Origin of the sequence: Nonomuraea sp. NPDC005501 (assembly GCF_040605905.1) — a bacterium.
Lineage (GTDB): Bacteria > Actinomycetota > Actinomycetes > Streptosporangiales > Streptosporangiaceae > Nonomuraea.
Window position 1 is genome coordinate 1 of sequence record NZ_JBEXDT010000092.1, and the last position, 20,775, is coordinate 20,775.

Consider the following 20,775-nt stretch of genomic DNA (forward strand, 5'->3'; position numbering starts at 1 on the left):
GGTCACGGGCGTGGTCATCGTGGGCTTCGGCCTGCGGCTGGCGATCGACAGGTGACGGGGACGCTCCTCAGGGCCACGGCCACTCCAGGAGGCGGGCGCCCAGGACGGCCGTCTCCAGGGTGAAGCGCTGCGTGGGGTCGTCCGGGGAGAAGCCCGTCAGCCGCCGGACGCGTTCCAGGCGGTAGGTGACGGCCCGGGTGCTGATGCCGAGGCGGCGGGCGGCGGCCGTCTGGTTGCCCTGGGCGGCGAAGACCGCCTCCAGCGTCTCCAGCAGCGGCCCGTGCCCGCCGCGGGCGCTCAGCAGCGGGCTCAGCACGCTCGTCACGAGGTCCTCCATCGCGCTCCTGTCGCGCAACAGTACGGGAAAAACCAGCAGGTCGGCGGCCTTGACCACGTCCCGGACCAGCCCGAGCCGGTCGGCGAGGTCGAGCGCGGACGCGGCCTCGCGGTACGAGGCCACCACGCCGCCGGGACCGCGCTGCGGGCGGCCGACCCCCACCCGCCAGCCCGCGGGGAAGCGGGAGCGCACGTGGTGGGTGAACTCCCCGACCGCGGCCGGCAGCGTGGCGGGCGCGACGCAGACGAGCAGCCCGTCGCGGACGGCCACGAGCACGTTGTGGGAGCCGAAGCGGGCGACCAGGTCGCGCTCGATGCGGTCCTGCTCGCCGTCCTTCAGCCCGCGCGCGACGGCCACGACGTACGACTCGGCGAGCCGCAGCCCGAAGTGCTCGGCGCGCTCGGCGAGCCGCTCGGCCCGGCCGAGGAGCAGGTCGTCCACGAACTCCCGGCGCGCCGTCTCCTCCTCACGGATCGCGGCGAGCTGGGCCCGCTCGTACCCCTCCATGAGCGCGGCGACCGCCCTGCGCAGGGCGGCCAGCACGGCCGGGCCGCCCCGCGCGGGGTTGCCCGTCCCCTCGCCGGCGGGCGGCTGCTCAGCCGCCGACAGGGCCGCGTCCACCACGGCGCGCAGCGGGACCCCCAGCCGGGCGGCGCGGGCGCCGGCCTCGTGGTAGGCGTCCAGATCGGCCCGGTCCGGCAGCCGGCCGGTGCCGGCGGCCCGCGCGAGCACCTGTAAGTGCCCGCCGAGCAGGTCGGCGGGCACCCGGGAGGCCACCATCACACTCCTACGTCACGCCTGTCGAAGGCGAGGACCGCGATGAGGGCGAGCACGGCCGTCGCCCCCGCCAGCACAAGGTAGTCCCCGGCCGGGAGCCCCTGATAGAGGGGCCTGCCCTCGCCGTAGTAGTGGAACGGCGAGACCCACTTGAGCCACGAGACGGCGTCCACGTTCCGGCCGACGGTGACGACCATGTACCCGAGCACGGCCCACGCGCCGAGCACGGCCGAGGCGACGGCCTTGCGCCCGGTGGCGGCGCCGACGGCCAGCGTCACCGTGCCGAAGCACAGGGCGAGCAGGTAGACGCCGGTGTGCGCGGCCAGCAGCCGGCCGAAGGAGACGTCCATGCCGACGGCCCGGGTCATGGCCCACGCGACCGCGAACGTCACGACGGCCACGGCCAGCAGGCCGAGCGCCAGCGCGGCGAACCGCTCCAGCACGAGCCGCCGGCGGCTGACGGGCAGGGTGACGACGAGCTCCAGCGTGCCCGCCTCCTCGGGCCCGGCCAGCGACCGGTTGGCCAGGATCATCGCGCAGGCCGAGAGCAACGCCGGGACGAAGAGCTGGTAGGCGACCGACTGGAGGTAGCCGGTGCCGCTGGCGATGTCGTTCAGGCCGCCCATCAGGTCCCTCAGCGCGCCGGGGTACTTGGCCATGGCCTGGGCGCTGTAGGTCTGGGGGTCGTCCTTGATGCTGCCGTAGATACCGAGGTACATCGACATGAACGCACTGAGGCCGATCGTCCAGCCCACCAGGGTCCGGAGGTTGTCACGCAGACTCTTGGTGATCATGGTGTGCGCCCTCCTCGCTGTAGTAGGTGAGGAAGATCTCCTCCAGGTCCGGCTCGGCGCTGACGAGGTGCACGACGGTGAAGCGGGCGGCGGCCTTGATCAGCGGGTCGGGCCGGCCGTCGATGGTGCAGCGGACGCCGGCGCCCTGCACCCGCAGGTCGCGCACGCCCGGCAGCCCCTCGAACGCCTCGCGCGGCACGGGGGCGTCGAAGTGCAGCTCGACCCGGCGCACGGCCTTCTCGCGCAGCGTCGACACGTTCTCGACGGCGACCAGGCGGCCGGCGCGGACGATGCCGACCCTGTCGGAGACGTGCTCCACCTCGGCCAGCACGTGCGAGGACATGAGCACCGTGCGCCCGGATGCGCGCACCTCCCGCAGCATGGCCAGGAACTCCTGCTGCACCAGTGGGTCGAGTCCCGTGGTCGGCTCGTCCAGGATGAGGAACTCGGGTTCGTGCATGAACGCCTGGATCAGCCCGATCTTCTGCCGGTTGCCCTTGGACAGCTTGCGCATCGGCACGGACAGGTCGGCGTCGAGCCGTTCGGCCAGCTCGGCGATGCGGGCGGGCGGCACCCCGCCCCGCACTCCGCCCAGGAACGCCAGGTAGTCCCGGGCCCGCTCGCGTCCCTCCAGCGCCAGGTCGCCGGGCAGGTAGCCGATCCGCGCCCGGACCGCCGCCTCGCCGGGCGGCTCGCCGAGGACGCGCACCCGGCCACGCGTGGGCCGGATCACGTCCAGCAGGAGCCGGATCGTGGTGGTCTTGCCCGCGCCGTTCGGGCCGAGGTACCCGAAGATCTCGCCCGGCTGTATGTCGAGCGTCAGGTCCTCCAGGCCACGGCGCCCGCCGTAGTACTTGCTGAGCCCTTCGGCCTGCACCACTGCTGTCATGCCGCCATGGTGGGCGATCGGGACGGGGCGGCGTCAGGGGCGAGTCCGGCAAGAGCGGTCGCGGCTTCCTTCCGGGAACCGGCAACCGCCGCGCCTACGGGACGGGGTCGGGAGCTCCCGGCGGGAGGAACGGCAGCTCCGGCGGGCCGTGCTCGATGAGGCGCAGCAGAGCCGCCGTGTCGAGGTGCCGCTCCACGAGGTCGCCCAGCGCGTCCAGGCGCTCCTCGCGCAGCCGGGCGAAGTCCGTGCCCGGCGCGGGCGTGAAGTCGCGCCCCGCCTCCCGGGCCACGTCCGCGAGGAAGGCTCGCCGGAAGCCGTCGTTCTCCAGCGCGCCGTGCCAGGTGGTGCCCCAGACGTTCGCGACGCGGCAGCCGTCCAGGAACGGCTCGCCGCCCTCCACCGCCGGGACGCCGTGGTGGATCTCGTACGCGGTGACCGGCCGGCCGTAGGCGTGGCCGGAGGGCCGGCCGAGCACCTTGTCCGGGACGAACGCGAACCGCACCGGCAGCATCCCGAGCCCGTCCACCCGGCCGGCGCCCGACTCGACCTCGTCCACGATCTCCCGGCCGAGCATCTGGAAGCCGCCGCAGACGCCGAGGATCGGCCCCTTGCGCGCCAGCAGCGCGGCGGCCAGTCCGGTGCGGCGCAGCCAGTCCAGGTCGTCGACCGTGGCCCGCGAGCCGGGCACGATCACCAGGTCGGCGTCGTCGAGGTCGGCCGCGGCCGTGACGAACCGCACCACCACCCCCGGCTCGGCCGCCAGCGCGTCCACGTCGGTGAAGTTCGACATCCGCGGCAGGCGGACCACGGCCACGCGCAGCGTCTGCCGCCCGTACGGCTCCCGGCCCGCCACCGGGCGCGAGTCCAGGGCCAGGGAGTCCTCGACGTCCAGCCACATGCCGTCCGCCCACGGCAGCACGCCGTACACCTCGCGGCCCGTCAGCGCCCGGATCTGGTCGAGCCCGGGCCGCAGCAGCTCCGGCGCGCCGCGGAACTTGTTCACCACGAACCCGGCCACCAGCGCCTGGTCGGCCGCCTCCAGGAGCCCGACCGTGCCGTAGAAGGAGGCGAACACCCCTCCCCTGTCGATGTCGCCCACCACGATCACGGGCAGGCCGGCGGCCCGGGCCAGCCCCATGTTGGCCAGGTCGCCGCGCCGCAGGTTGATCTCGGCGGGGCTGCCGGCGCCCTCGCAGATCACGACGTCGTACCGGCTCCTGAGGCGGTCCAGGGAGCGCAGCGCGGTGGCGCGCAGCATGTCGCGCACCCGGCCGTACTCCATCGCGTCGACGTCGGCGACGGGCCGGCCGAGCAGCACGACCTGGCTGCGGCGGTCGCTGCCCGGCTTGAGCAGCACGGGGTTCATGTCGGCGTCCGGCTCGACGCCGGCCGCCTGCGCCTGCACCGCCTGGGCCCGCCCGATCTCGGCGCCGTCGACCGTGACGTAGGAGTTCAGCGACATGTTCTGCGCCTTGAACGGCGCCACGCGGACTCCCTGACGGGCCAGCCACCTGCAGATTCCGGCGGTCACCACGCTCTTGCCCGCGTCGGAGGACGTCCCCGCGACGAGCAGCGCACCCTTGACCGCCCGCACGCTTCGCACGCCCGGATCCTCCCACATCTCCCCATTCGGCAGGAGGCGGCCCGGGCCGGAGATCAGCGCGTCCGGGTCACGCGGGGTCGAGCAGGTAGCGCTGGACGGACGGGCCGACCCAGCGCACGACCTCCTCGCGGCCCATCGCCACGACCGGCGGGATCTCCAGCACGAACCGGCACAGCGCCAGCCCCAGCACCTGCGTGGTCACCAGCCCGGCGCGGCGGGGGGCGCTCTCCGGGTCGCCGGACAGCTCGGCCGCGAGCGGGACGAGCTGCGCGGCGAAGATCTCGCGCATCCGCTCGGCGGCCGAGGGGTTCGTCACCCCGGTGCGCAGCAAAATCTGCAGCGCCTCGTCGCTCTCCCAGCGTTCGAGGAAGTGGGCGACGAGGAGCTCGCCGACCCGCTCCCGGGGCATCGCGCCGGGAGCGGGCAGCGCCAGGTCGAACGCGCAGGCGGCGGCGAACAGGCGCTCCTTGCTGCCGAAGTACCGCATGACCATGGCGGGGTCGATGTGCGCGTCCCCGGCGATGGCCCGGATGGTGGCCCGCTCGTACCCGTCGGCGGCGAACCGCTCCCGCGCCGCCCCCAGGATGACCGCTTTCGTCTCCTCCGAAGATCTCCTCATGCCAACGAGTGTAGGCCAACGGCCGTTGACATGACGGGCGGCCGAGCCTACCGTGATGCCTACAAGCGTTGGCCAACAGCCGTTGACCACAGATCGCATGGAGGAGCCATGGACATCGCCACCGAGGTCCTCGTCGTCGGGGCCGGACCGGTCGGGCTGACCGCCGCCGTCGTGACGGCCCAGCGCGGTCGCGCCGTCACCGTGGTCGACGCGCAGGCCGAGGGCGCCAACACCTCCCGCGCCGCCGTCGTCCACTCCCGCACCCTCGAACTCCTGGAGCCGTACGGCGTGACGTCCCGGCTCGTGGCCCACGGCACGCGCGTGCCCACCTTCACCGTGCGCGACCGGGACCGCCTGCTCGTCCGCGTCCCCTTCGGCGACCTGCCGACCCCGTACCCGTACACGCTGATGCTCTCCCAGGCCGACACCGAGGCGCACCTGCGGGCGCGGCTGAAGGAGCTGGGCGTCGAGGTGCTGCGCCCGCGCACCGTCACCGCCGTCGCCGAGGACCCGTCCGGCGTCACCGCCACGCTCGACGACCGCCGTCACGTCCGCGCCGCCTACCTCGTCGGCGCGGACGGCATGCGCAGCACGGTCCGCGAGCACGCCGGGATCGCGTTCGAGGGCGGCACGTACGCCGAGTCGTTCGCGCTCGCCGACGTGCGCCTGCGCGGCGGGGTGCCGGCCGAGGAGGTCATCCTGTACTTCTCGCCCGCCGGCCTGGTCGTCGTCGCCCCGCTGCCCGGGGACATGTACCGGATCGTGGCCACGGTGGAGGAGGCGCCGCGCGAGCCGGACCTGGCGTTCGTCCAGGCGCTGCTGGACGAGCGCGGGCCGCGGGCCGAGCGCGCCGTCGTGGAGGAGGTGGTGTGGGGGTCGCGCTTCCGCGTCCACCACCGCATCGCCGCGACGTACCGGTCGGGACGGCTGCTGCTGGCGGGCGACGCCGCGCACGTCCACTCGCCCGCGGGCGGCCAGGGCATGAACCTCGGGATCGAGGACGCCGTCACGCTCGGCGAGACCTTGGCCCGGGTGCTCGACGGCGGCTCGCCGGACCTCCTCGACGCCTACGCCGACGCCCGCCGGCCGGTCGCCGAGGAGGTGGTGGGGCTGGCGAGCAGGCTCACCCGCCTCGCCACGGCCGGACGGGCCGTGCGCCCGCTCCGCAACGCGGTGATGGGGCTGGCCGGACGGCTCCCCAGGGTCCGGCGCGCCCTCTCCTGGCAGCTCTCCGGCCTCTCCCGCCGCTGACCCCGCTTCCGGCTTCCGGGGGAGGGCCGTGCGGCCCTAGGGTGTGCATCGCCCCACAGATCACAGCGCGTCCGGGAAGGGAGCGGGATGCCGGGTTCACGCCCGCTCCGGCCAGGCGACCCCGAGCGGATCGGCGCGTACCGGCTCGTCGGCGTGCTCGGCTCCGGCGGCCAGGGCGTCGTCTACCGCGGTGTGCGCGACGGCGGCGGCGACGTCGCGGTCAAGGTCGTCCACAGCCATCTGAACCAGGACGACGACGCCGTCAAGGGCTTCCTGCGGGAGGTGGAGGCGGCGCGCCGGGTGGCCGCGTTCTGCACCGCCGCCGTGCTCGACATGGGGACGCTGGGCGACCGGCCGTACATCGTGAGCGAGTACGTCCCCGGCGACACCCTCCAAGAGGTCGTCCGCGCCGAGGGTCCGCGCGGCGGAGGGGCGCTCGACCGGCTGGCGATCTCGACGCTCACCGCGCTGGCCGCGATCCACGACGCCGGGATCGTGCACCGCGACTTCAAGCCGGGCAACGTGCTGATGGGCCCCGAGGGGCCGATCGTCATCGACTTCGGCATCGCCAAGGCGCTGGACGCCACCACGCTCGCCTCCGGCCCCATCGGCACCCCCGCGTACATGTCGCCCGAGCAGTTCAGGGGCGAGCGGGTCGGGGCGCCGTCGGACCTGTTCAGCTGGGCGGGCACGATGGTGTTCGCCGCGACCGGGCACCCGCCCTTCCCGGGCGAGACGGTGCCGGCCATCCTGAACGGCGTCCTGAGCAGGGAACCCGACCTGACCGGTGTTCCGCCCCGCCTGACGGGACCGATCCAGGAGTGCCTGTCCAAGGACCCGGCGGCCCGGCCGACGGCTCCCGAGCTGCTGCAACGGCTGATCAGCCGTACCGGTGACAAAGCGGCCCGCCCCGTCACCGTCCCTCCGCCCCCGGGCATCAGGGCGGCCCCGGACATCCGGGAGGCGGCGACCGAGCCGAGCCGGCCCAGGACGTTCAGCCGGCGGGCCCTGATCGGCGGGGCCGCGGTCACCGCCGCCGCGGCCGTCTCCGCGTTCGCCGTGCTCGGGCGCCGCGGCCAGGCCGCCCGGCCGTCCCCGACCTGGACGCCCGCGCCCACTGCCTCCGCCGGCGCGACGCCCACGCCACAGCCGTTCGGTGCGCCCCTCACCCGCCCCGTCGCCCTCACCGGGGAGTGGGGCACGGCCACCGCGCTCGCCGCCGCCGGCGCCCTGGTGGCCTGCGGCACCGGCAAGGGCACCGTGCTGGCCTGGGACACCGCCCAGGCGGCGGCCACCCGCCTCGGCGACGGCGGCGCCTCGGTGACCTCGGTGGCGTGCGGCGAGCGGGACGGCACTCCCGTCGTCGCCTCCGGCCACGGCGACGGCAGGATGCGCCTGTGGAGCCTGACGGGCGAGAGCCTGGCCGACCATCGCGCCACCGACCCCGTCATCGGGGTGACCGTCGCCGGCCGCCCTGTCGCGGTGTCGCAGAAGTACGACGGCTCCAAGGACCTCCACAGCGTCGTACGGCTGTGGGACCTCACCACCGGCAAGCAGATCGGGCCCACGATCACCGACCACTTCCAGGGCGTCGACTGCCTGGCCTTCGGCACGCTCGGCGGGAAGCCCGTGCTGGTCACCGGCGACGGCAACAACCGGATCCGGGTGCGGCGGCTCTCCGACGGCAAGGTGACGGGCACGTTCGTCACCGGCGAGATCGGCGGCGTCGAGCGGCTGGCCTGCGGCGAGATCGACGGCAGGACCGTCCTGGTCTCCACGCACCAGGACGCCACCCTCCGCGTGTACGACCTGGCCACCGGCAAGCGCCGCGAGAGGTGGACGTTCAGCGAGCGCAGCCCCGACGACCGGGGCGTGGCCGCGCTGGCCATGGGCCGCAGCGGCGACGTCCCCATCGCGGTCGCCGTGCACAACCCGTCCGGCGGCGACGTCCTCGTCCGCGTCTGGAACCTCACCGACGGCGACGTCATCGGCTCCCTCGGGCCGGGCCCCGGCGGCCCGATCCTCACGGCCACCCTGGCCCAGGCCACCGGCCTCCCGGTCGTGACGGGCGTCACCGAGGACCGCACGCTGCGCACCTGGAACATCGGCCCGGCCTGACGCCCCTCCCGCCGGCCTCCGTTCCGCGGAGGAGTGGCGCGACTCGGCGTTACGCTTTGCGCCATGCCGCGAGACGCCCTGACCGAATGGCTGGCCACCCGATCGGAAGACCAGCTCGACCTGCTGGTGGCTCGGGCCGGGCTGCGGCGTGGACGTGAGCTTGCGCCACAGCAATTGGCCCGTCACCTCACGATCGAACAGGTGACGGCGCAGCTCGCCGCGTTCTGCACCCTCCCGGAGCTCCAGGCACTCGGAGGGGTGGCGTGGCTGGCCGCCCAGACGCACGGCCCCCTGCCCGGCGACCGCTGGCAGACCCCCGATCCCGCTGAGCGCGCGGTGTCGCGGGCCGAGGTGGTCGACCTTCTGGCCGGCCGGGACCCGGCCCTGCGCGAGCAGGCGCGGGCGGTCCTGGAGCGGCTGGCGGACCAGGCCCTGCTGCTGCCGCCGCATGGCGACCTGATCCTGGCTCCCGCGTTCGTGCACCGGCACCTGGCGGAGATCATGGGCCTGGGCCGTCCGGCAGGGCAGCTCATCGCCCGCCACTTCAACGCGCAGGAGGTTCACCGGACGGCCGCCGCGCTCGGGCTGGCCAAGGCGCCGAACCGGCAGGCCGCCGAGCGGGAGGTGGTCGCCTGCCTGACCGACCCGGCCCGGCTGCACGGCCTGCTGGAGGCGGCGCCCGGCTCCGCCAGAACCCTGCTGGACCGGCTGGCGCACGAAGGCCCCTTGATCGAGCTTCGCTGCTTCCACCCCGCGGGACCGCACGGCCACACCTTCGGCGACAAGTACGTCTTCCGCCCCCGAGGAGCCGGGGACGACGGCGCCGACTGGCTGGCGGCCCGCGGGCTCCTCCTCCCGTCCGGTGTGCCGGGCGTGGCCGAGCTGCCGGCCGAGGTGGGGACCGCAGTACGCGGACAGGCCCTGGCCACGTTCACGCCGGAACCTCCGGCCCCTGGCGAGCTGCCCGCGGCCGACGGGGCCGAGGGCGCCGCGCAGGCCGCGCTCGGCGCGCTGTCCTGGCGGCTCGAACGGCTGCTCGCCGGGTGCGCCGGACAGCCGCTGTCCGTGCGCAAGAACGGCGGTATCGCGGTTCGCGACACCAGGCGGCTGGCCAAGAGCGTCGGACAGCCCGAGGACGTGACCCGGCTCATGCTGGACCTGTGCGTTCAGGCCGGGCTTCTGGGCGTGCAGGCCGAGCCCGTCGAGCAGCCCGTTCGCCGCCGCGGCAGAGCGCCTGACCCCGTCCACGTGGTGCTGCCCACCAGCGCGTACGACCGGTGGCTGTCGCGGCCTCCCGGCCGCCGGCTGGCGCGGATCGTGATCGCCTGGGCCACCTGCCGCGACATCCCGCTGTGGTGGCCCGACCCGGAGCAGACGCCCGTCGCCCTGGCCGAGCCGGACGATCTCGACGCCGTCGGCCTGCGTTACGCGACGTTGGAGGCGCTGGCCGCCGCCCCGGGACGGCGCGCCGCCGGCGCGGTGCCGTACGTGCAGGCCGCCGCGACCTGGCACCGCCCCCTGAGGATGGGCGACGGCGTCAGCACCCCGCACCGGATCGAGGCCACGCTCCGCGAGGCCGAGCTCCTCGGCGTCACCGGACAGGGCGCGCTGACCGGGCTCGGCCGCGCCGTGCTCGACCTGCTGCGCACCGGCCAGGCGTGGAAGAATCCGGCCACGGCCCTGGAGTCGGTTCTGACCGGGATGCTGCCACCGCCGCAGGCCAAGGCCCGCTTCCAGAGCGACCTGACGGCCGTGGTGGCGGGCACGCCCACCTCCGCCCTGTCGTCGCTGCTGGACGTGGTCGGTGTCCGCGAATCGGAGGGACACGCGGTCGTGTGGCGCATCGGTCCCGCTTCGGTGCGGCGCGCGCTCGACGCGGGCCACGAGGCCGGCGAGCTCCTCGAACGGCTCCGGGCCGTGGCGCAGGACGACCTTCCCCAGCCGCTCGAGTACCTGGTCAAGGACGTCGGCCGGACCCACGGGCGGATGCGGGTGGTCAGATCCGGGTGCTGCGTCCGCTCCGACGACGAGGCTCTTCTCGCCGAGCTCGCGCGCGCCAAGGCGTTGCGGAAGCTCGGTCTGCGCCTGATCGCGCCGACCGTGCTCATCAGCGCGTGCCCGGAACGCGAGACGCTCGACGCGCTGCGCGCCGCCGGGTACGCCCCCGCGCTGGAGGCCGAGACGGGCGCCACCCTCATCGAGCGGCCCCCGAGCAGACGCGCGGCGCCGAGGCCGGCCCGGCGCACCTGACGGCCGCTTCGCCCGTGAGGGGACTCGCGGGCGCGGAACGGGGTAGACGGCGGCAGGTGAGAAGGGAGCACTCGTGCGCCGACTGCTGGCCATCGTCAACTCCTCGGCCGGAAGCACGGACGAGGACGTGCTGTCCGAGGTCCTGTCCGAGCTGACCCGGCACGCCGACACCGTGGAGGCCCGGATCAAGGACCCGTCCGAGCTGCCCGGCCTCCTGGGAGAGCATCCCGATCGCGACCCGGTGGTGCTCGGCGGGGACGGCTCGCTGCACTGCCTGGTGGCGGCGCTGGCCGAGCGGGGCGAGCTGGACTCCCGGACGGTCGGGCTGGTGCCCATGGGCACCGGCAACGACCTGGCCCGCGCCCTCGGCGTGCCGCTCGACCCGGTCCGGGCGGCCCGGGTGGCGGCCACCGGGGAGCCGCACGCGCTCGACCTGCTGCGCGACGACGACGGGGGCGTCGTGGTCAACGCCGTGCACGCCGGGGTCGGGGTCGAGGCCGCGCGCACGGCGCAGCCGCTCAAGCCGTACCTGCGGCGCTTCGCGTACGCGGCCGGCAGCGTGATCGCCGGCGTGCGGACCCGCGGCGTGCCCCTGCGGGTGGAGGTGGACGGCAGGGTGGTCGCGGACGGGCGCCGCCGGGTGCTCATGGTCGGCATCGGCAACGGCCGCACCATCGGCGGCGGCACGCCCATCACCCCCGACGCCGGCCCCGCCGACCGGGTCGCCGACGTGATGGTCTCCTTCGCCACGGGCCCGCTCCGCCGCCTGTGCTACGGCCTTCTCCTGAAACTGGGCAGGCACACCAGCCGGGCGGACGTCGTGACGGTCCGCGGCTCACGCGTCCGCCTCTCCGGCCCTCCGGTGCACCTCAACGCCGACGGCGAGCTGATCGGCCCGTACACCTCCCGCACCTGGACCGTCGCCCCGCACGCCTGGCGCGTGACCCTCCCGCGCGGGTGAGACCGCCTTCTCGGCCATCGCACCGGCATCTCCGCCGACCCCCTGTCATCGCCGGGTGATCGAGCTACAGGAGGACGGGGAGATCGCCTGCCCGGCCGCGCGTGTCTGGGCGGTCGTCGCCGACTACGGCCAGGACCCACGCTGGCGCGAGGGCGTCGAGACGATGGCGCCGTCCCCCGAAGGCATCGTCCAGGTGGGCACGACCACCGCCGAGGTGATGCGGTTCGCGGGCCGGACCTACCACAACGGCGGCGAGGTCATCCGGGTGGAGCCGGGGCGCTCCTTCGCCTGGCGCACCAGCTCGGGGATCGACGCCGAGGGCGGCAGGCTCGTCGAGCCGCTCGGCGAGAACCGGTGCCGCTTCACCTTCCACGTGCGCGTCACCCCGCGCGTGACCTCCGAGAGGTTGCTGGAGCCGGCGCTGAGGTGGTTGCTGCGGCGGTCGATCCGCGCCGACGTCCGCCGCCTGGCCGGCCTCTGCGCCTCTTGACGAGCCTGGCCCTGACGCCTCGTAACATGCGCGCATGACCACGCACGGATTCGCGCTCACCGCCGAGGGACCGTTCGACTTCGGAGCCTCGTTGCGTTTCGTCGAGGACTGGCCGGCCACCAGCGCGCTGCCCTCCGACGGGCGGGCGCTGCGCTTCGCCTACTGCGCGGAGGCCGACTGGCTGCCGATCGGCGTGAGCGTCACGGCCGCGCCGGGCGGGGTCGCCGTGGCCACGACGCGGGCCGCGGGGCCGGGCGTCCGGGGCGAGGTCGCCCGCATCCTGTCCCTCGACGTGGACGGCGCCGGCTTCGCCAAGCTCGGCGAGGCCGACCCGGTGCTCGGCGACCTGCAGCGGCGCCGCCCCGGACTGCGGCCGGTGTGCTTCTGGAGCCCGTGGGAGGCGGCGTGCTGGGCGGTGATCGTGCAGCGCTCGTCGATGCTGATCGCCGCCCGGATCAAGCAGCGCATCGCCGAGCGGTACGGCGCGCGGGTCACCGTGGACGAGCGGACGTACACGGCGTTCCCGCCGCCCATGACGCTGGTGGACGCCGGCGGCCTCGGGCTGCCCGCGCAGAAGGAGGAATGGCTGCGCGGGCTGGCCCGCGCGGCGCTCGACGGCGTCCTCACCGCCGAGCACCTGCGCTCGCTCGCCCCGGAGGAGGCCCTGGCCGAGCTGCGCGCCCTTCCCGGCGTGGGCCCGTTCTCGGCGGGCCTGATCCTGATCCGCGGGGCGGGCGCGCCGGACGCGTTCCCGGGGGACGAGCCGCGCCTGTTCGCCATCCTGCGCGAGGCGTACGGCCTGCCGGAGGACGCGCCGCCCGCCGCGTACCGGAGGCTGGCCGAGGCGTGGCGGCCCTACCGCTCCTGGGCCTCCTTCGTGTTCCGGGCCTCGACCTACGGCGTCATGGACGACTGAGCACCCCGCACGGCCTGCGGCGCGGAGTCCCGCGTCCGCGCCGGCGAGCGCCGGTAGAGGATCGCGCGGGCGGCCACCACGACGCAGACGGCGCCGAGCAGCAGCCCCCAGGTGATGTCGGTGAGGAAGTGCATGCCGCGGTACAGCCGGGAGAAGGCGACGGCGAGCGGGGCGGCGATGCCGACCACCCAGATCACCACCTGGAGCGCCCGGTTGCGGACGTGCGTGGCCAGGACGAGCGCGACCCCGCAGTAGAACGCGACGGCGGCGCTGACGTGCCCCGACGGGAAGCTGGAGGTGGGCGGGGCCGGGTCGAGGTGCTCCACCGGCGGCCGGTGCCGCCCGACGATCTCGGTCACGGCCAGGAAGACGAGCGACTGGCTCCAGACCGCCGCGACGAGGAAGACCGACTCGCGCCAGCGCCCGTACGCGAGCCGGAAGAGGATCACGGCGATCGCGGTGAGCGCCACGATGTACGGGGTGTCCGACAGGCTGCTGCCGAAGTCGGTGAGCGTGTTCCCCAGCGAGGTGCGGTCGGCGGCCAGGGCCCGGCTCACACCCGCCTCGCCGGTCGGCACGGCGAGGATCAGCTCGCCCACGCCGTAGGTCACGCCCGCCAGCAGGAGCAGCGGGAGTAAGAGCGTCAGCGCGTAGTGCTTCACGTGCTCAGTTCTTGTGGTCATGGGTCACCTTCACCTGTTCGGGTTCCACTCCCTCGGTCAGCGGCGAGACGGGCCTGCGGCCCTCCTCGCGCCGCCACGTCTCGAATCCCGCCGCGGTGGCCGCGACCACCGCGACGCCCAGCACGATCCCCGCCACCACGTCGCTCACCCAGTGCACGCCGAGCGCGATCCTCGTGTAGCCGACCGACAGCACGAGGAACCAGGCGACGCACCAGGCCACCCACCGTCCCCAGCGGGGCAGGTGCGGCAGCAGGAGAAGGACGACCACTCCGGCGCCGAGCGTCACGTTGACCGCGTGCCCCGACGGGAAGGAGTCGCCCGGCGCGAGCGCGACGGGGTCGGGAAGGTGCGGCCTGGCCCGGGCGACGACGATCTTGAGCGCGAGGCCGAGCAGCCCGCCCACGGTCACGGTGGTGACCGCCCAGACGGCCAGCCGCGGCGCACCCTTGTACAGCAGCCAGGCGGCGTACGCGATGACCGCGATCCGCCACGGCCAGGGCCCGAACAGATCCGTCCACACGATGAGCAGCCTGGTCACGCCCGGATGAGCCAGCGCGTACTCGTGCAGGTCCGCGGCGACTCCCGCGTCGAGCCCGTTGAGGGGCATCTTGGCCACGACGAGCAGCAGGCCGAACGGGACCATGACCAGCGCCACGGCGAGGCTGGCGAGCGTCAGGCGCAGCCCCAGGCGGCTGTCGCCGTCGGCGCGGGCCTTGCGCTGGTGAAGCGTCATGGTTGCGGCTCTTTCTGCGAGATGCGTTCGCGGTCGGCTACCCCGGCGGCCGGAGATGATTCCTCGTCTGAACGACGGCGGCGAGGGTAGTCGGGGTGGCATGTCCCCCACCGTGGCGGTCGTCGCGCACCGCAAGAAGACCCTGGGCGCGGGCCTGGACCGGCTCCGCGTGCTCATCACCGAACAGAACGTGGGCGATCTCCTCTGGTACGAGGTGCCCAAGAGCAGGAAGGCGCCGAAGAAGGTCCGCCAGGCGCTCAAGCAGGGCGCCGACCTGGTGTTCGTCTGGGGCGGCGACGGCATGGTGCAGCGCTGCTCCGACGCGATGGCCGGCACCGGCGTGCCCATGGCGATCCTCCCCGCGGGGACCGCGAACCTGTTCGCCACCAACCTCGGCATCCCCGTCGACCTGGAGGAGTCGGTGCGGATCGGCTTCCACGGCCGGCGGGAGAAGCTGGACCTGGGGCTGCTGAACGGGGAGCACTTCGCGGTCATGGCGGGCGCCGGGTTCGAGGCCGAGATGATCGCCGACGCCGACGGGCAGGCCAAGAGACGGCTCGGCAAGCTCAGCTACGTCAAGGCGGCCGTCCGGCACGTCGGCGGGCCGCTGGTGCCGATGAAGATCAAGGTGGACGGGACGACCTGGTTCGAGGGCGACGCGAGCTGCCTGCTCCTGGGCAACGTGAGCAGGATCGCCGGCGGCATCGACGCGTTCGACGACGCCCGGCCGGACGACGGCTGGCTGGAGGTGGGCGTCTCCACCGCCAAGGGGCCGATCCAGTGGGCCCGGGTGCTCGGCAAGATGGCCGCGGGCCGCTCCGACGACTCCCCGTTCGTCCGGATCACGCGCGCCAGGAAGGTGTCCGCCCGGTTCGGCGCGCCGCTGACGTACGAGCTGGACGGCGGGGAGCGCGAGGCCACCACCCGGCTCAAGGCCGAGGCCGTCCCCGGAGCGCTCACCCTCTGCTTACCGGAGACGGCGACGATCTAGGGCGAGGTGAGAACTTCTGCTCCCCTTCGGCCATCCAACCGTGCATGATCCGAAACACGATGACCCGTACCGCGCTGGCGACGCTGGTGACGGCCGGCCTGACGCTGGGCGCCCTCGCGCCCGCCGCCCACGCCGCCACCTCCGGCACCACGTTCGGCCCCGCGGGCTACGGGGGCGTGAAGCTGGGGATGAGCGCCAAGGCCGCCCAGGCCACCGGCAAGATCTCCCACAAGAAGGGGCTGGACTCCCCCTCCTGCACCGGATGGCAGCTCAAGGCGCATCCGACCGGCAGCGACGGCGTCGGGCTCTACATCTCCAAGAAGCACGGCGTCGCGATGATCTTCGCCTCGAAGGGCGTCAAGACGCCGGCGGGCATCGGTCTGGGCTCCACCTACAAGCAGATCAAGAAGGCCTACCCCAAGGTGAAGACGGCCGCGAGCGGCTACCCGTACGTGGACGTCCCCGGCGTCACGGGGGCCTACTACTCGTTCCTCCTCCAGAAGGGCAAGGTGTACGAGATGGCGCTGGCGCTCCACAAGCAGGACTGCGCCAACTGACCGTCAGCATGACGTGACAGGCCACCGCGGCGGCCGACCTCGCGCTCCACCGCCGCGGCCCGGAACGACTTCCTCCGTCTGCACGCCGAGCCGGACCGACCAGATCTTCGTTACGCTTCCGTGACCGGAAAATGGGTGACAGGGGCCCGTGGAGCGGGCATGGTAGATCGCGAAGTCCAGCAGAGGGCTTTGACTACGCGAGAACCAAGGCGTGCCTCTGCATGGGCTTTTTTCCATGGACGAGGCCGCCCCGCCCATCTGGGAGCAGCAGTGTCCGTCCTCACCGTCGCATTCGAGCAGCTCACCGCCGAGGAACTCCTGGCCGGCCTGGCCGACCCGCAGACTTCCGACCTGCACGCCGCGCGCATTCGCGAGCGCCTGGTGGAGATGCATGAGGGCCTGGTGACCGAGGTCACCCGCCGTTACCGCTACCGCGGCGAGCCCATGGACGACTTGCGTCAGGCCGCCTACGTCGGCCTGATGAAGGCCATCAACGGCTACGACCCCACGCTCGGTCACGAGTTCCGCGGATACGCCATGATCACCGTGCTGGGCGAGGTCAAGCGGCACTTCCGCGACCGCACGTGGGCCATCCGGGTGCCGCGCGTCTACCAGGAACGCCGCATCGAGCTCAACAAGGCCACGGCCGAGCTGACCCAGGTCCTCGGTCACTCGCCGACCGTGTCCGAGCTGGCCGCCAAGCTGGGGATCTCCGAGGAGGAAGTCCTGCTGGCCATGGAGGCCTCCACCGCCTACTCGGCGCTGTCGCTGGACGCCCCGGTCGGCGGCGCCGACGACGACGCCGCCGAGCTGAGCGACTTCCTGCCCGCGCAGGACGACTCCCTCGACACCCTGCTCGACCGGCACTCGATCAAGCCGCTCATCGACGCCCTGCCGGCCAGGGAGAAGAACATCCTGCTGATGCGCTTCTACGGCAACATGACCCAGTCGGAGATCGCCAAGGAGTTCGGCATCTCGCAGATGCACGTCTCGCGCATCCTCCGCGCCGTGCTCAACAAGCTCCGCACCGCGCTGACCGACTGACCGCCCGGGGCGGCTGTGTCACGTGCCGGTGAGCCCTCCGGTCTCCAGCAGCCGCCCCCCGGACAGCTCCAGCCAGCGGTCCACCCCGATCTCCGCGAGGAACCGCTCGTCGTGGCTGACCACCACGAACGCCCCCTCGTAGGCGCCGAGCGCGCTCTCCAGCTGGCCCACACTGACCAGGTCGAGGTTGTTGGTGGGCTCGTCGAGCAGCAGGAGCTGAGGCGCCGGCTCCGCGAACAGCACGCAGGCCAGCGTGGCGCGCAGCCGTTCGCCGCCCGACAGCACCCCGACCGGCAGGTGCGCGCGGGGGCCCCGGAACAGGAAGCGGGCCAGCAGGTTCATCCGCTCCGCCTCCGGCATGTCCGGGGCGGACGCGGCCAGGTTCTCCGCCACGGTGCGCCCGACGTCGAGCAGGTCGAGCCGCTGCGACAGATGGGCCACCCGGCCGTCGGCGCGCCTGGTCGTGCCCCCGTCGGGCTCCACCTCGCCGCTGATCAGGCGCAGCAGGGTGGACTTGCCGGCGCCGTTGGGGCCGGTCAGGGCGATGCGCTCGGGTCCGCGGATCGTCAGGTCGACGCCGGGCTCGGCGAACAGGCCGCGTGCCCGCAGGTGCTCGCCGAGGAAGACCGTGCGGCCGGCGGGGACGTTGGTGTCGGGCAGCCGGAGCACGATCTTCTGGTCGTCGCGCAGGTCACGCTCCGCCTGGTCGAGGCGGGCCCTGGCGTCGCCGACCCGCGCGGCGTGCGTCTGGCCCGCCCGCCCGGCCGACTCCTGGGCGCCCCGTTTCATGTTCCCGGCGAAGATGCGCGGCAGGCCGGCGTTCTTGAGGTTGCGGGCCGCGTTGCTCGCCCGCCGCTCGGCCCGCTCGCGGGCCTGCTGCATCTCCCGCTTCTCGCGCTTGAGCTCCTGCTCGGCGCTGCGCACGCTCCGCTCGGCGGCCTCCTGCTCGGTGCGTACGGCCTCCTCGTACGCCGTGAAGTCGCCGCCGTAGAAGCGGACCTCGCCCCGGTCGAGCTCGGCGATGCGGTCCATGCGGTCGAGCAGCGCCCGGTCGTGGCTGACCACGAGCAGGCAGCCGTTCCAGTCGCCGAGCACGTCGTACAGCCTGCGACGGGCGCCGAGGTCGAGGTTGTTCGTGGGCTCGTCGAGCAGCAGGACGTCGGGCCGCCTGAGGAGCTGCGCGGCCAGGCCCAGCGACACGACCTGCCCGCCGCTCAGCGTGCGCAGCGGGCGCGCGAACTCCAGGTGGCCGAGCCCGAGCCGGTCGAGCTGGGCCCGGGTGCGCTCCTCGATGTCCCAGTCGTTGCCGATCGTGGTGAAGTGCTCCTCGCCGGCGTCGCCTGACTCGATGGCGTCCAGCGCGGCGATCACCGGGGCGATCCCGAGGACTTCCGCCACGGTCAGGTCCCCGGCCTGGTCGCCCGTCAGCGGCAGGCTCTGGGGCAGGTAGCCGAGCACGCCGTCGACGGACACGCTGCCGCCCCCGGGCCGGTACTCGCCGGCGATCAGCTTGAGCAGCGTGCTCTTGCCCGCGCCGTTCGGGGCGACGAGGCCCGTCCGGCCGGCGCCCACGGTGAAGGAGAGGTCGCTGAAGACGGGCGTGTCGTCAGGCCAGGAGAAGGACAGGTTGGAGCAGATGATGAACGCGTCGGACATGCGGGAGACCTCGTGCATACGTGGTCCGGGCGTGCCGGAGCAGCCCGGCGAAAGGGACAGGGAAAACGACGATCAAGGCCACGCCGGCGGCGGGCATACGCGCCTGCCGGGGCCGATCAACCTCCGGTATCACCCGGAGATGTCGTCGTCACCTGCCATGTCTGCTCTCCTCGATTCCGATCCCAACCGTTCCACACCCTAGCAGCCACCCACGGCCCGACCACAAGGCCATTTCGTACGGCTCCGCCGGCGTACTCCCCGACCCCGACGGTGTGCTCCGCGCACGATGGCTCCCCTGGCGTACCTCACAATGAAGGGGATGTCACCTCATCCCCTCGCGCGGGCCACCGCCTCCCTCCATGGCCTGGCCCTCGGCGACGCCTTCGGTTCCCAGTTCTTCGTCCCCGCCCATCGCCACGCCCTTTCCGCTCGTCTTCTTCCACCCGGCCCATGGCAGTGGACGGACGACACCGAGATGGCCTGCTCCGTCTACCGCGTCCTTTACGACCATGGCGCCATCGACCAGGACAAGCTCGCCGCGAGCTTCGCCGCCCGCCATGACTTCGACCGAGGGTACGGCCCGGCCACCAACCGGATGCTCCGGCTGGTCCGTGAAGGAGGCGACTGGCGGAGGCTCTCGGCCGAGCTGTTCGACGGCAAGGGCTCCTGGGGCAACGGTGCCGCGATGCGCGTGGCACCGCTCGGCGCCTGGTTCGCCGGCGACCTGGCGCACGTCGCCCGGCAGGCGGCCCTGTCGGCTCAGGTCACCCACACGCATCCCGAAGCGGTGGCCGGCGCCGTGGCCGTCGCCGTGGCCGCAGCCGTGACCGTCCAGGAGCCCGACCTCCCCGCCGGGCGTTTCCTCGATCGGATCAGGGAGCACGTACCCGCGAGCATGGTCCACGACGGCATCGGCGAGGCCCGGCAACTCCTCACCATCAGCGACCCCGCACTCGCCGCCCGGATGCTCGGGAACGGGCGGCAGGTCTCCGCACATGACACGGTCCCGTTCACCCTCTGGGTGGCGGCCCGCGAACGCCACGACTTCACAGCGGCCATGTGGACCACCGCGACGGCCGGCGGCGACGTCGACACCACGTGCGCCATCGTCGGCGGCATCGTCGCGGCCGCCTCGGGCGCCCACCTGCCGCCGGAGTGGAGAGCACGATGCGAACCACTACCGGACTGGGCAGGCTCACCGCCGCTCGGCGCAGGTTAATCCGCCGGCCCGGACGCCGGGCCCGGTCAGGCCGTACTGCGGTCGCAGTAGCGCGGATGGGTACCCCGGGATGAGGGAAATCGCCCAGGTCAGACCTACCTTTCAAAGCTGCGTACGGTGACCTGGCTGAGACGGGAGCTGCTCTCCCGCCCCTATGTGGCCGAAACGATCCTGGCCGGGTGCGTGTATGCGATCACGCTGCTGGCGCGGGGCGCGCCCCCTCCGCCGGGGGTGGAATGGCATGCCCGGATTCAGCCCCTCACCGCTGACGACATCGCACTGGCTTCGGTCGTCTGCGGCGCTCTGATCTTCCGGCGGCGTTGGCCCCGCGCCGTTCTCGCCGTCACGGTCACCGGGTTCGCCGCCTACGCCATGACCGACGGCGGGCGGAGCCTGTTGAGCGGTTCCCCGGCGGCGGCGAGCTCACCTCCGACCAGCGCAAGATCCTCGACTATGCCGTCGAGAACTCCGGCTCCGCCCGGATCGAGCTCGCCGCCGAGGGTGGCTCGATGGCCGCCTCCCCCTTCATCCTGAACAGCGACGCGACCGTCATCGGCATGGGCGGCTTCATCGGCATCGACGACGCTCCGACCGTTCAGCAGCTGAAGGGCTGGACGAGCTCCGGGCACCTGCGCTTCGTCCTGGGATCCGGTGGGGGTGGCGTCAGCGCCATGATGGGCGGGACGAGCGCGCACCGCTCGCAATGGATCAAGGAGAACTGCACCGAGGTCCCCGCCGCCGCGTATGGAGGAAGTCCCACCGCGCCGGGCAGTCCGACAACCGGCGGCCTGATGATGGGCGGCACCACTCTCTACGACTGCGCCGCGAAGCACTGACGACGGTGCAGCCGGTACGGCAGGTGCTGTGACCGGCATGTGCGCCTCCTT

General features: G+C 73.5%; 19 protein-coding genes. 11 read left to right on the forward strand and 8 right to left on the reverse strand.

The genetic code is table 11. The features are described from left to right. Positions 1-67 precede the first annotated feature (67 nt). From ABZS51_RS33725 to ABZS51_RS33745, 5 genes are all read right to left on the reverse strand, one after another. Positions 68-1,117, reverse strand: coding sequence for a helix-turn-helix domain-containing protein (locus ABZS51_RS33725; RefSeq protein ID WP_355449703.1), 1,050 nt, complete (start codon positions 1,115-1,117; stop codon positions 68-70). Next, positions 1,117-1,908: an ABC transporter permease subunit gene (locus ABZS51_RS33730; RefSeq protein ID WP_355449706.1), complete on the reverse strand. Its 792-nt coding sequence runs from the start codon at positions 1,906-1,908 to the stop codon at positions 1,117-1,119. Before ABZS51_RS33730 ends, ABZS51_RS33725 begins: the two co-directional genes overlap by 1 nt. Continuing rightward, positions 1,886-2,797 (reverse strand): ABC transporter ATP-binding protein, encoded by a 912-nt coding sequence (locus ABZS51_RS33735; protein WP_355449710.1) that lies wholly within the window; start codon positions 2,795-2,797, stop codon positions 1,886-1,888. Before ABZS51_RS33735 ends, ABZS51_RS33730 begins: the two co-directional genes overlap by 23 nt. A 94-nt stretch (positions 2,798-2,891) precedes the next feature. Further along, positions 2,892-4,400: a cobyric acid synthase gene (locus tag ABZS51_RS33740; RefSeq protein WP_355449713.1), complete on the reverse strand. Its 1,509-nt coding sequence runs from the start codon at positions 4,398-4,400 to the stop codon at positions 2,892-2,894. 67 nt (positions 4,401-4,467) lie between these two features. Next, complete coding sequence (locus ABZS51_RS33745) at positions 4,468-5,019, reverse strand: TetR family transcriptional regulator (RefSeq protein ID WP_355449716.1); 552 nt, start codon at positions 5,017-5,019, stop codon at positions 4,468-4,470. A gap of 108 nt (positions 5,020-5,127) precedes the next feature. Here ABZS51_RS33745 and ABZS51_RS33750 point away from each other — a divergent pair, with 108 nt between their 5' ends. The 6 genes from ABZS51_RS33750 (at position 5,128) to ABZS51_RS33775 (ending at position 13,005) form a co-directional block, all read left to right on the forward strand. Continuing rightward, positions 5,128-6,270 carry an FAD-dependent oxidoreductase gene (locus tag ABZS51_RS33750; protein ID WP_355449719.1) on the forward strand — a complete coding sequence of 381 codons (1,143 nt, stop codon included), beginning with the start codon at positions 5,128-5,130 and terminating at the stop codon, positions 6,268-6,270. Between the two features lie 87 nt (positions 6,271-6,357). Beyond that, entirely contained in the window at positions 6,358-8,388 is a 2,031-nt protein-coding gene (locus ABZS51_RS33755) for a protein kinase (protein ID WP_355449722.1), read from the forward strand. Positions 8,389-8,451: 63 nt separating this feature from the next. Then, entirely contained in the window at positions 8,452-10,638 is a 2,187-nt protein-coding gene (locus tag ABZS51_RS33760) for a helicase-associated domain-containing protein (RefSeq protein WP_355449725.1), read from the forward strand. Between the two features lie 73 nt (positions 10,639-10,711). After that, positions 10,712-11,599 carry a diacylglycerol kinase family protein gene (locus tag ABZS51_RS33765; RefSeq protein ID WP_355449728.1) on the forward strand — a complete coding sequence of 296 codons (888 nt, stop codon included), beginning with the start codon at positions 10,712-10,714 and terminating at the stop codon, positions 11,597-11,599. Positions 11,600-11,654: 55 nt separating this feature from the next. Beyond that, positions 11,655-12,089: an SRPBCC family protein gene (locus ABZS51_RS33770; protein WP_355449731.1), complete on the forward strand. Its 435-nt coding sequence runs from the start codon at positions 11,655-11,657 to the stop codon at positions 12,087-12,089. Between the two features lie 34 nt (positions 12,090-12,123). Beyond that, the gene (locus tag ABZS51_RS33775) at positions 12,124-13,005 is read left to right on the forward strand and encodes a hypothetical protein (protein ID WP_355449734.1); all 882 of its coding nucleotides are present in this window, start codon (positions 12,124-12,126) and stop codon (positions 13,003-13,005) included. Here ABZS51_RS33775 and ABZS51_RS33780 read toward each other — a convergent pair. Together ABZS51_RS33780 and ABZS51_RS33785 are read right to left on the reverse strand one after the other, a co-directional pair. Further along, positions 12,984-13,688 carry a phosphatase PAP2 family protein gene (locus ABZS51_RS33780; protein WP_310712159.1) on the reverse strand — a complete coding sequence of 235 codons (705 nt, stop codon included), beginning with the start codon at positions 13,686-13,688 and terminating at the stop codon, positions 12,984-12,986. The genes ABZS51_RS33775 and ABZS51_RS33780 overlap by 22 nt on opposite strands. Then, positions 13,672-14,421, reverse strand: coding sequence for a phosphatase PAP2 family protein (locus tag ABZS51_RS33785; RefSeq protein WP_355449737.1), 750 nt, complete (start codon positions 14,419-14,421; stop codon positions 13,672-13,674). The genes ABZS51_RS33780 and ABZS51_RS33785 overlap by 17 nt, the downstream gene beginning before the upstream one ends. A 100-nt stretch (positions 14,422-14,521) precedes the next feature. Between ABZS51_RS33785 and ABZS51_RS33790 the strand changes: the two genes are divergently transcribed. The 3 genes from ABZS51_RS33790 to ABZS51_RS33800 all read left to right on the forward strand — a co-directional run bounded on the left by ABZS51_RS33790 (position 14,522) and on the right by ABZS51_RS33800 (position 17,013). After that, complete coding sequence (locus ABZS51_RS33790) at positions 14,522-15,412, forward strand: diacylglycerol kinase family protein (protein WP_355449740.1); 891 nt, start codon at positions 14,522-14,524, stop codon at positions 15,410-15,412. A gap of 44 nt (positions 15,413-15,456) precedes the next feature. Next, entirely contained in the window at positions 15,457-15,969 is a 513-nt protein-coding gene (locus ABZS51_RS33795) for a hypothetical protein (protein ID WP_355449744.1), read from the forward strand. A gap of 270 nt (positions 15,970-16,239) precedes the next feature. Then, positions 16,240-17,013 (forward strand): SigB/SigF/SigG family RNA polymerase sigma factor, encoded by a 774-nt coding sequence (locus ABZS51_RS33800; protein ID WP_355449747.1) that lies wholly within the window; start codon positions 16,240-16,242, stop codon positions 17,011-17,013. 18 nt (positions 17,014-17,031) lie between these two features. Here ABZS51_RS33800 and ABZS51_RS33805 read toward each other — a convergent pair whose 3' ends face one another. Continuing rightward, complete coding sequence (locus tag ABZS51_RS33805) at positions 17,032-18,669, reverse strand: ABC-F family ATP-binding cassette domain-containing protein (RefSeq protein WP_355449750.1); 1,638 nt, start codon at positions 18,667-18,669, stop codon at positions 17,032-17,034. Positions 18,670-18,988: 319 nt separating this feature from the next. Between ABZS51_RS33805 and ABZS51_RS33810 the strand changes: the two genes are divergently transcribed. Next, a complete protein-coding gene (locus ABZS51_RS33810; RefSeq protein ID WP_355449753.1) occupies positions 18,989-19,888 on the forward strand; it encodes an ADP-ribosylglycohydrolase family protein in 900 nt (299 codons plus the stop codon). A 509-nt stretch (positions 19,889-20,397) separates the two neighbouring features. Beyond that, the gene (locus ABZS51_RS33815) at positions 20,398-20,724 is read left to right on the forward strand and encodes a hypothetical protein (protein WP_355449755.1); all 327 of its coding nucleotides are present in this window, start codon (positions 20,398-20,400) and stop codon (positions 20,722-20,724) included. Positions 20,725-20,775 lie beyond the last annotated feature (51 nt).

Bases quoted from the DNA above. Each gene is read 5' to 3' on its own strand.
- ABZS51_RS33815 (WP_355449755.1), top strand. From the start codon at position 20,398: ATGGCCGCCTCCCCCTTCATCCTGAACAGCGACGCGACCGTCATCGGC.
- ABZS51_RS33750 (WP_355449719.1), top strand. From the start codon at position 5,128: ATGGACATCGCCACCGAGGTCCTCGTCGTCGGGGCCGGACCGGTCGGG.
- ABZS51_RS33805 (WP_355449750.1), bottom strand. From the start codon at position 18,669: ATGTCCGACGCGTTCATCATCTGCTCCAACCTGTCCTTCTCCTGGCCT.
- ABZS51_RS33755 (WP_355449722.1), top strand. From the start codon at position 6,358: ATGCCGGGTTCACGCCCGCTCCGGCCAGGCGACCCCGAGCGGATCGGC.
- ABZS51_RS33760 (WP_355449725.1), top strand. From the start codon at position 8,452: ATGCCGCGAGACGCCCTGACCGAATGGCTGGCCACCCGATCGGAAGAC.
- ABZS51_RS33780 (WP_310712159.1), bottom strand. From the start codon at position 13,688: ATGACCACAAGAACTGAGCACGTGAAGCACTACGCGCTGACGCTCTTA.
- ABZS51_RS33785 (WP_355449737.1), bottom strand. From the start codon at position 14,421: ATGACGCTTCACCAGCGCAAGGCCCGCGCCGACGGCGACAGCCGCCTG.
- ABZS51_RS33790 (WP_355449740.1), top strand. From the start codon at position 14,522: ATGTCCCCCACCGTGGCGGTCGTCGCGCACCGCAAGAAGACCCTGGGC.
- ABZS51_RS33725 (WP_355449703.1), bottom strand. From the start codon at position 1,117: ATGGTGGCCTCCCGGGTGCCCGCCGACCTGCTCGGCGGGCACTTACAG.
- ABZS51_RS33775 (WP_355449734.1), top strand. From the start codon at position 12,124: ATGACCACGCACGGATTCGCGCTCACCGCCGAGGGACCGTTCGACTTC.
- ABZS51_RS33810 (WP_355449753.1), top strand. From the start codon at position 18,989: ATGTCACCTCATCCCCTCGCGCGGGCCACCGCCTCCCTCCATGGCCTG.
- ABZS51_RS33745 (WP_355449716.1), bottom strand. From the start codon at position 5,019: ATGAGGAGATCTTCGGAGGAGACGAAAGCGGTCATCCTGGGGGCGGCG.
- ABZS51_RS33795 (WP_355449744.1), top strand. From the start codon at position 15,457: ATGATCCGAAACACGATGACCCGTACCGCGCTGGCGACGCTGGTGACG.
- ABZS51_RS33730 (WP_355449706.1), bottom strand. From the start codon at position 1,908: ATGATCACCAAGAGTCTGCGTGACAACCTCCGGACCCTGGTGGGCTGG.
- ABZS51_RS33735 (WP_355449710.1), bottom strand. From the start codon at position 2,797: ATGACAGCAGTGGTGCAGGCCGAAGGGCTCAGCAAGTACTACGGCGGG.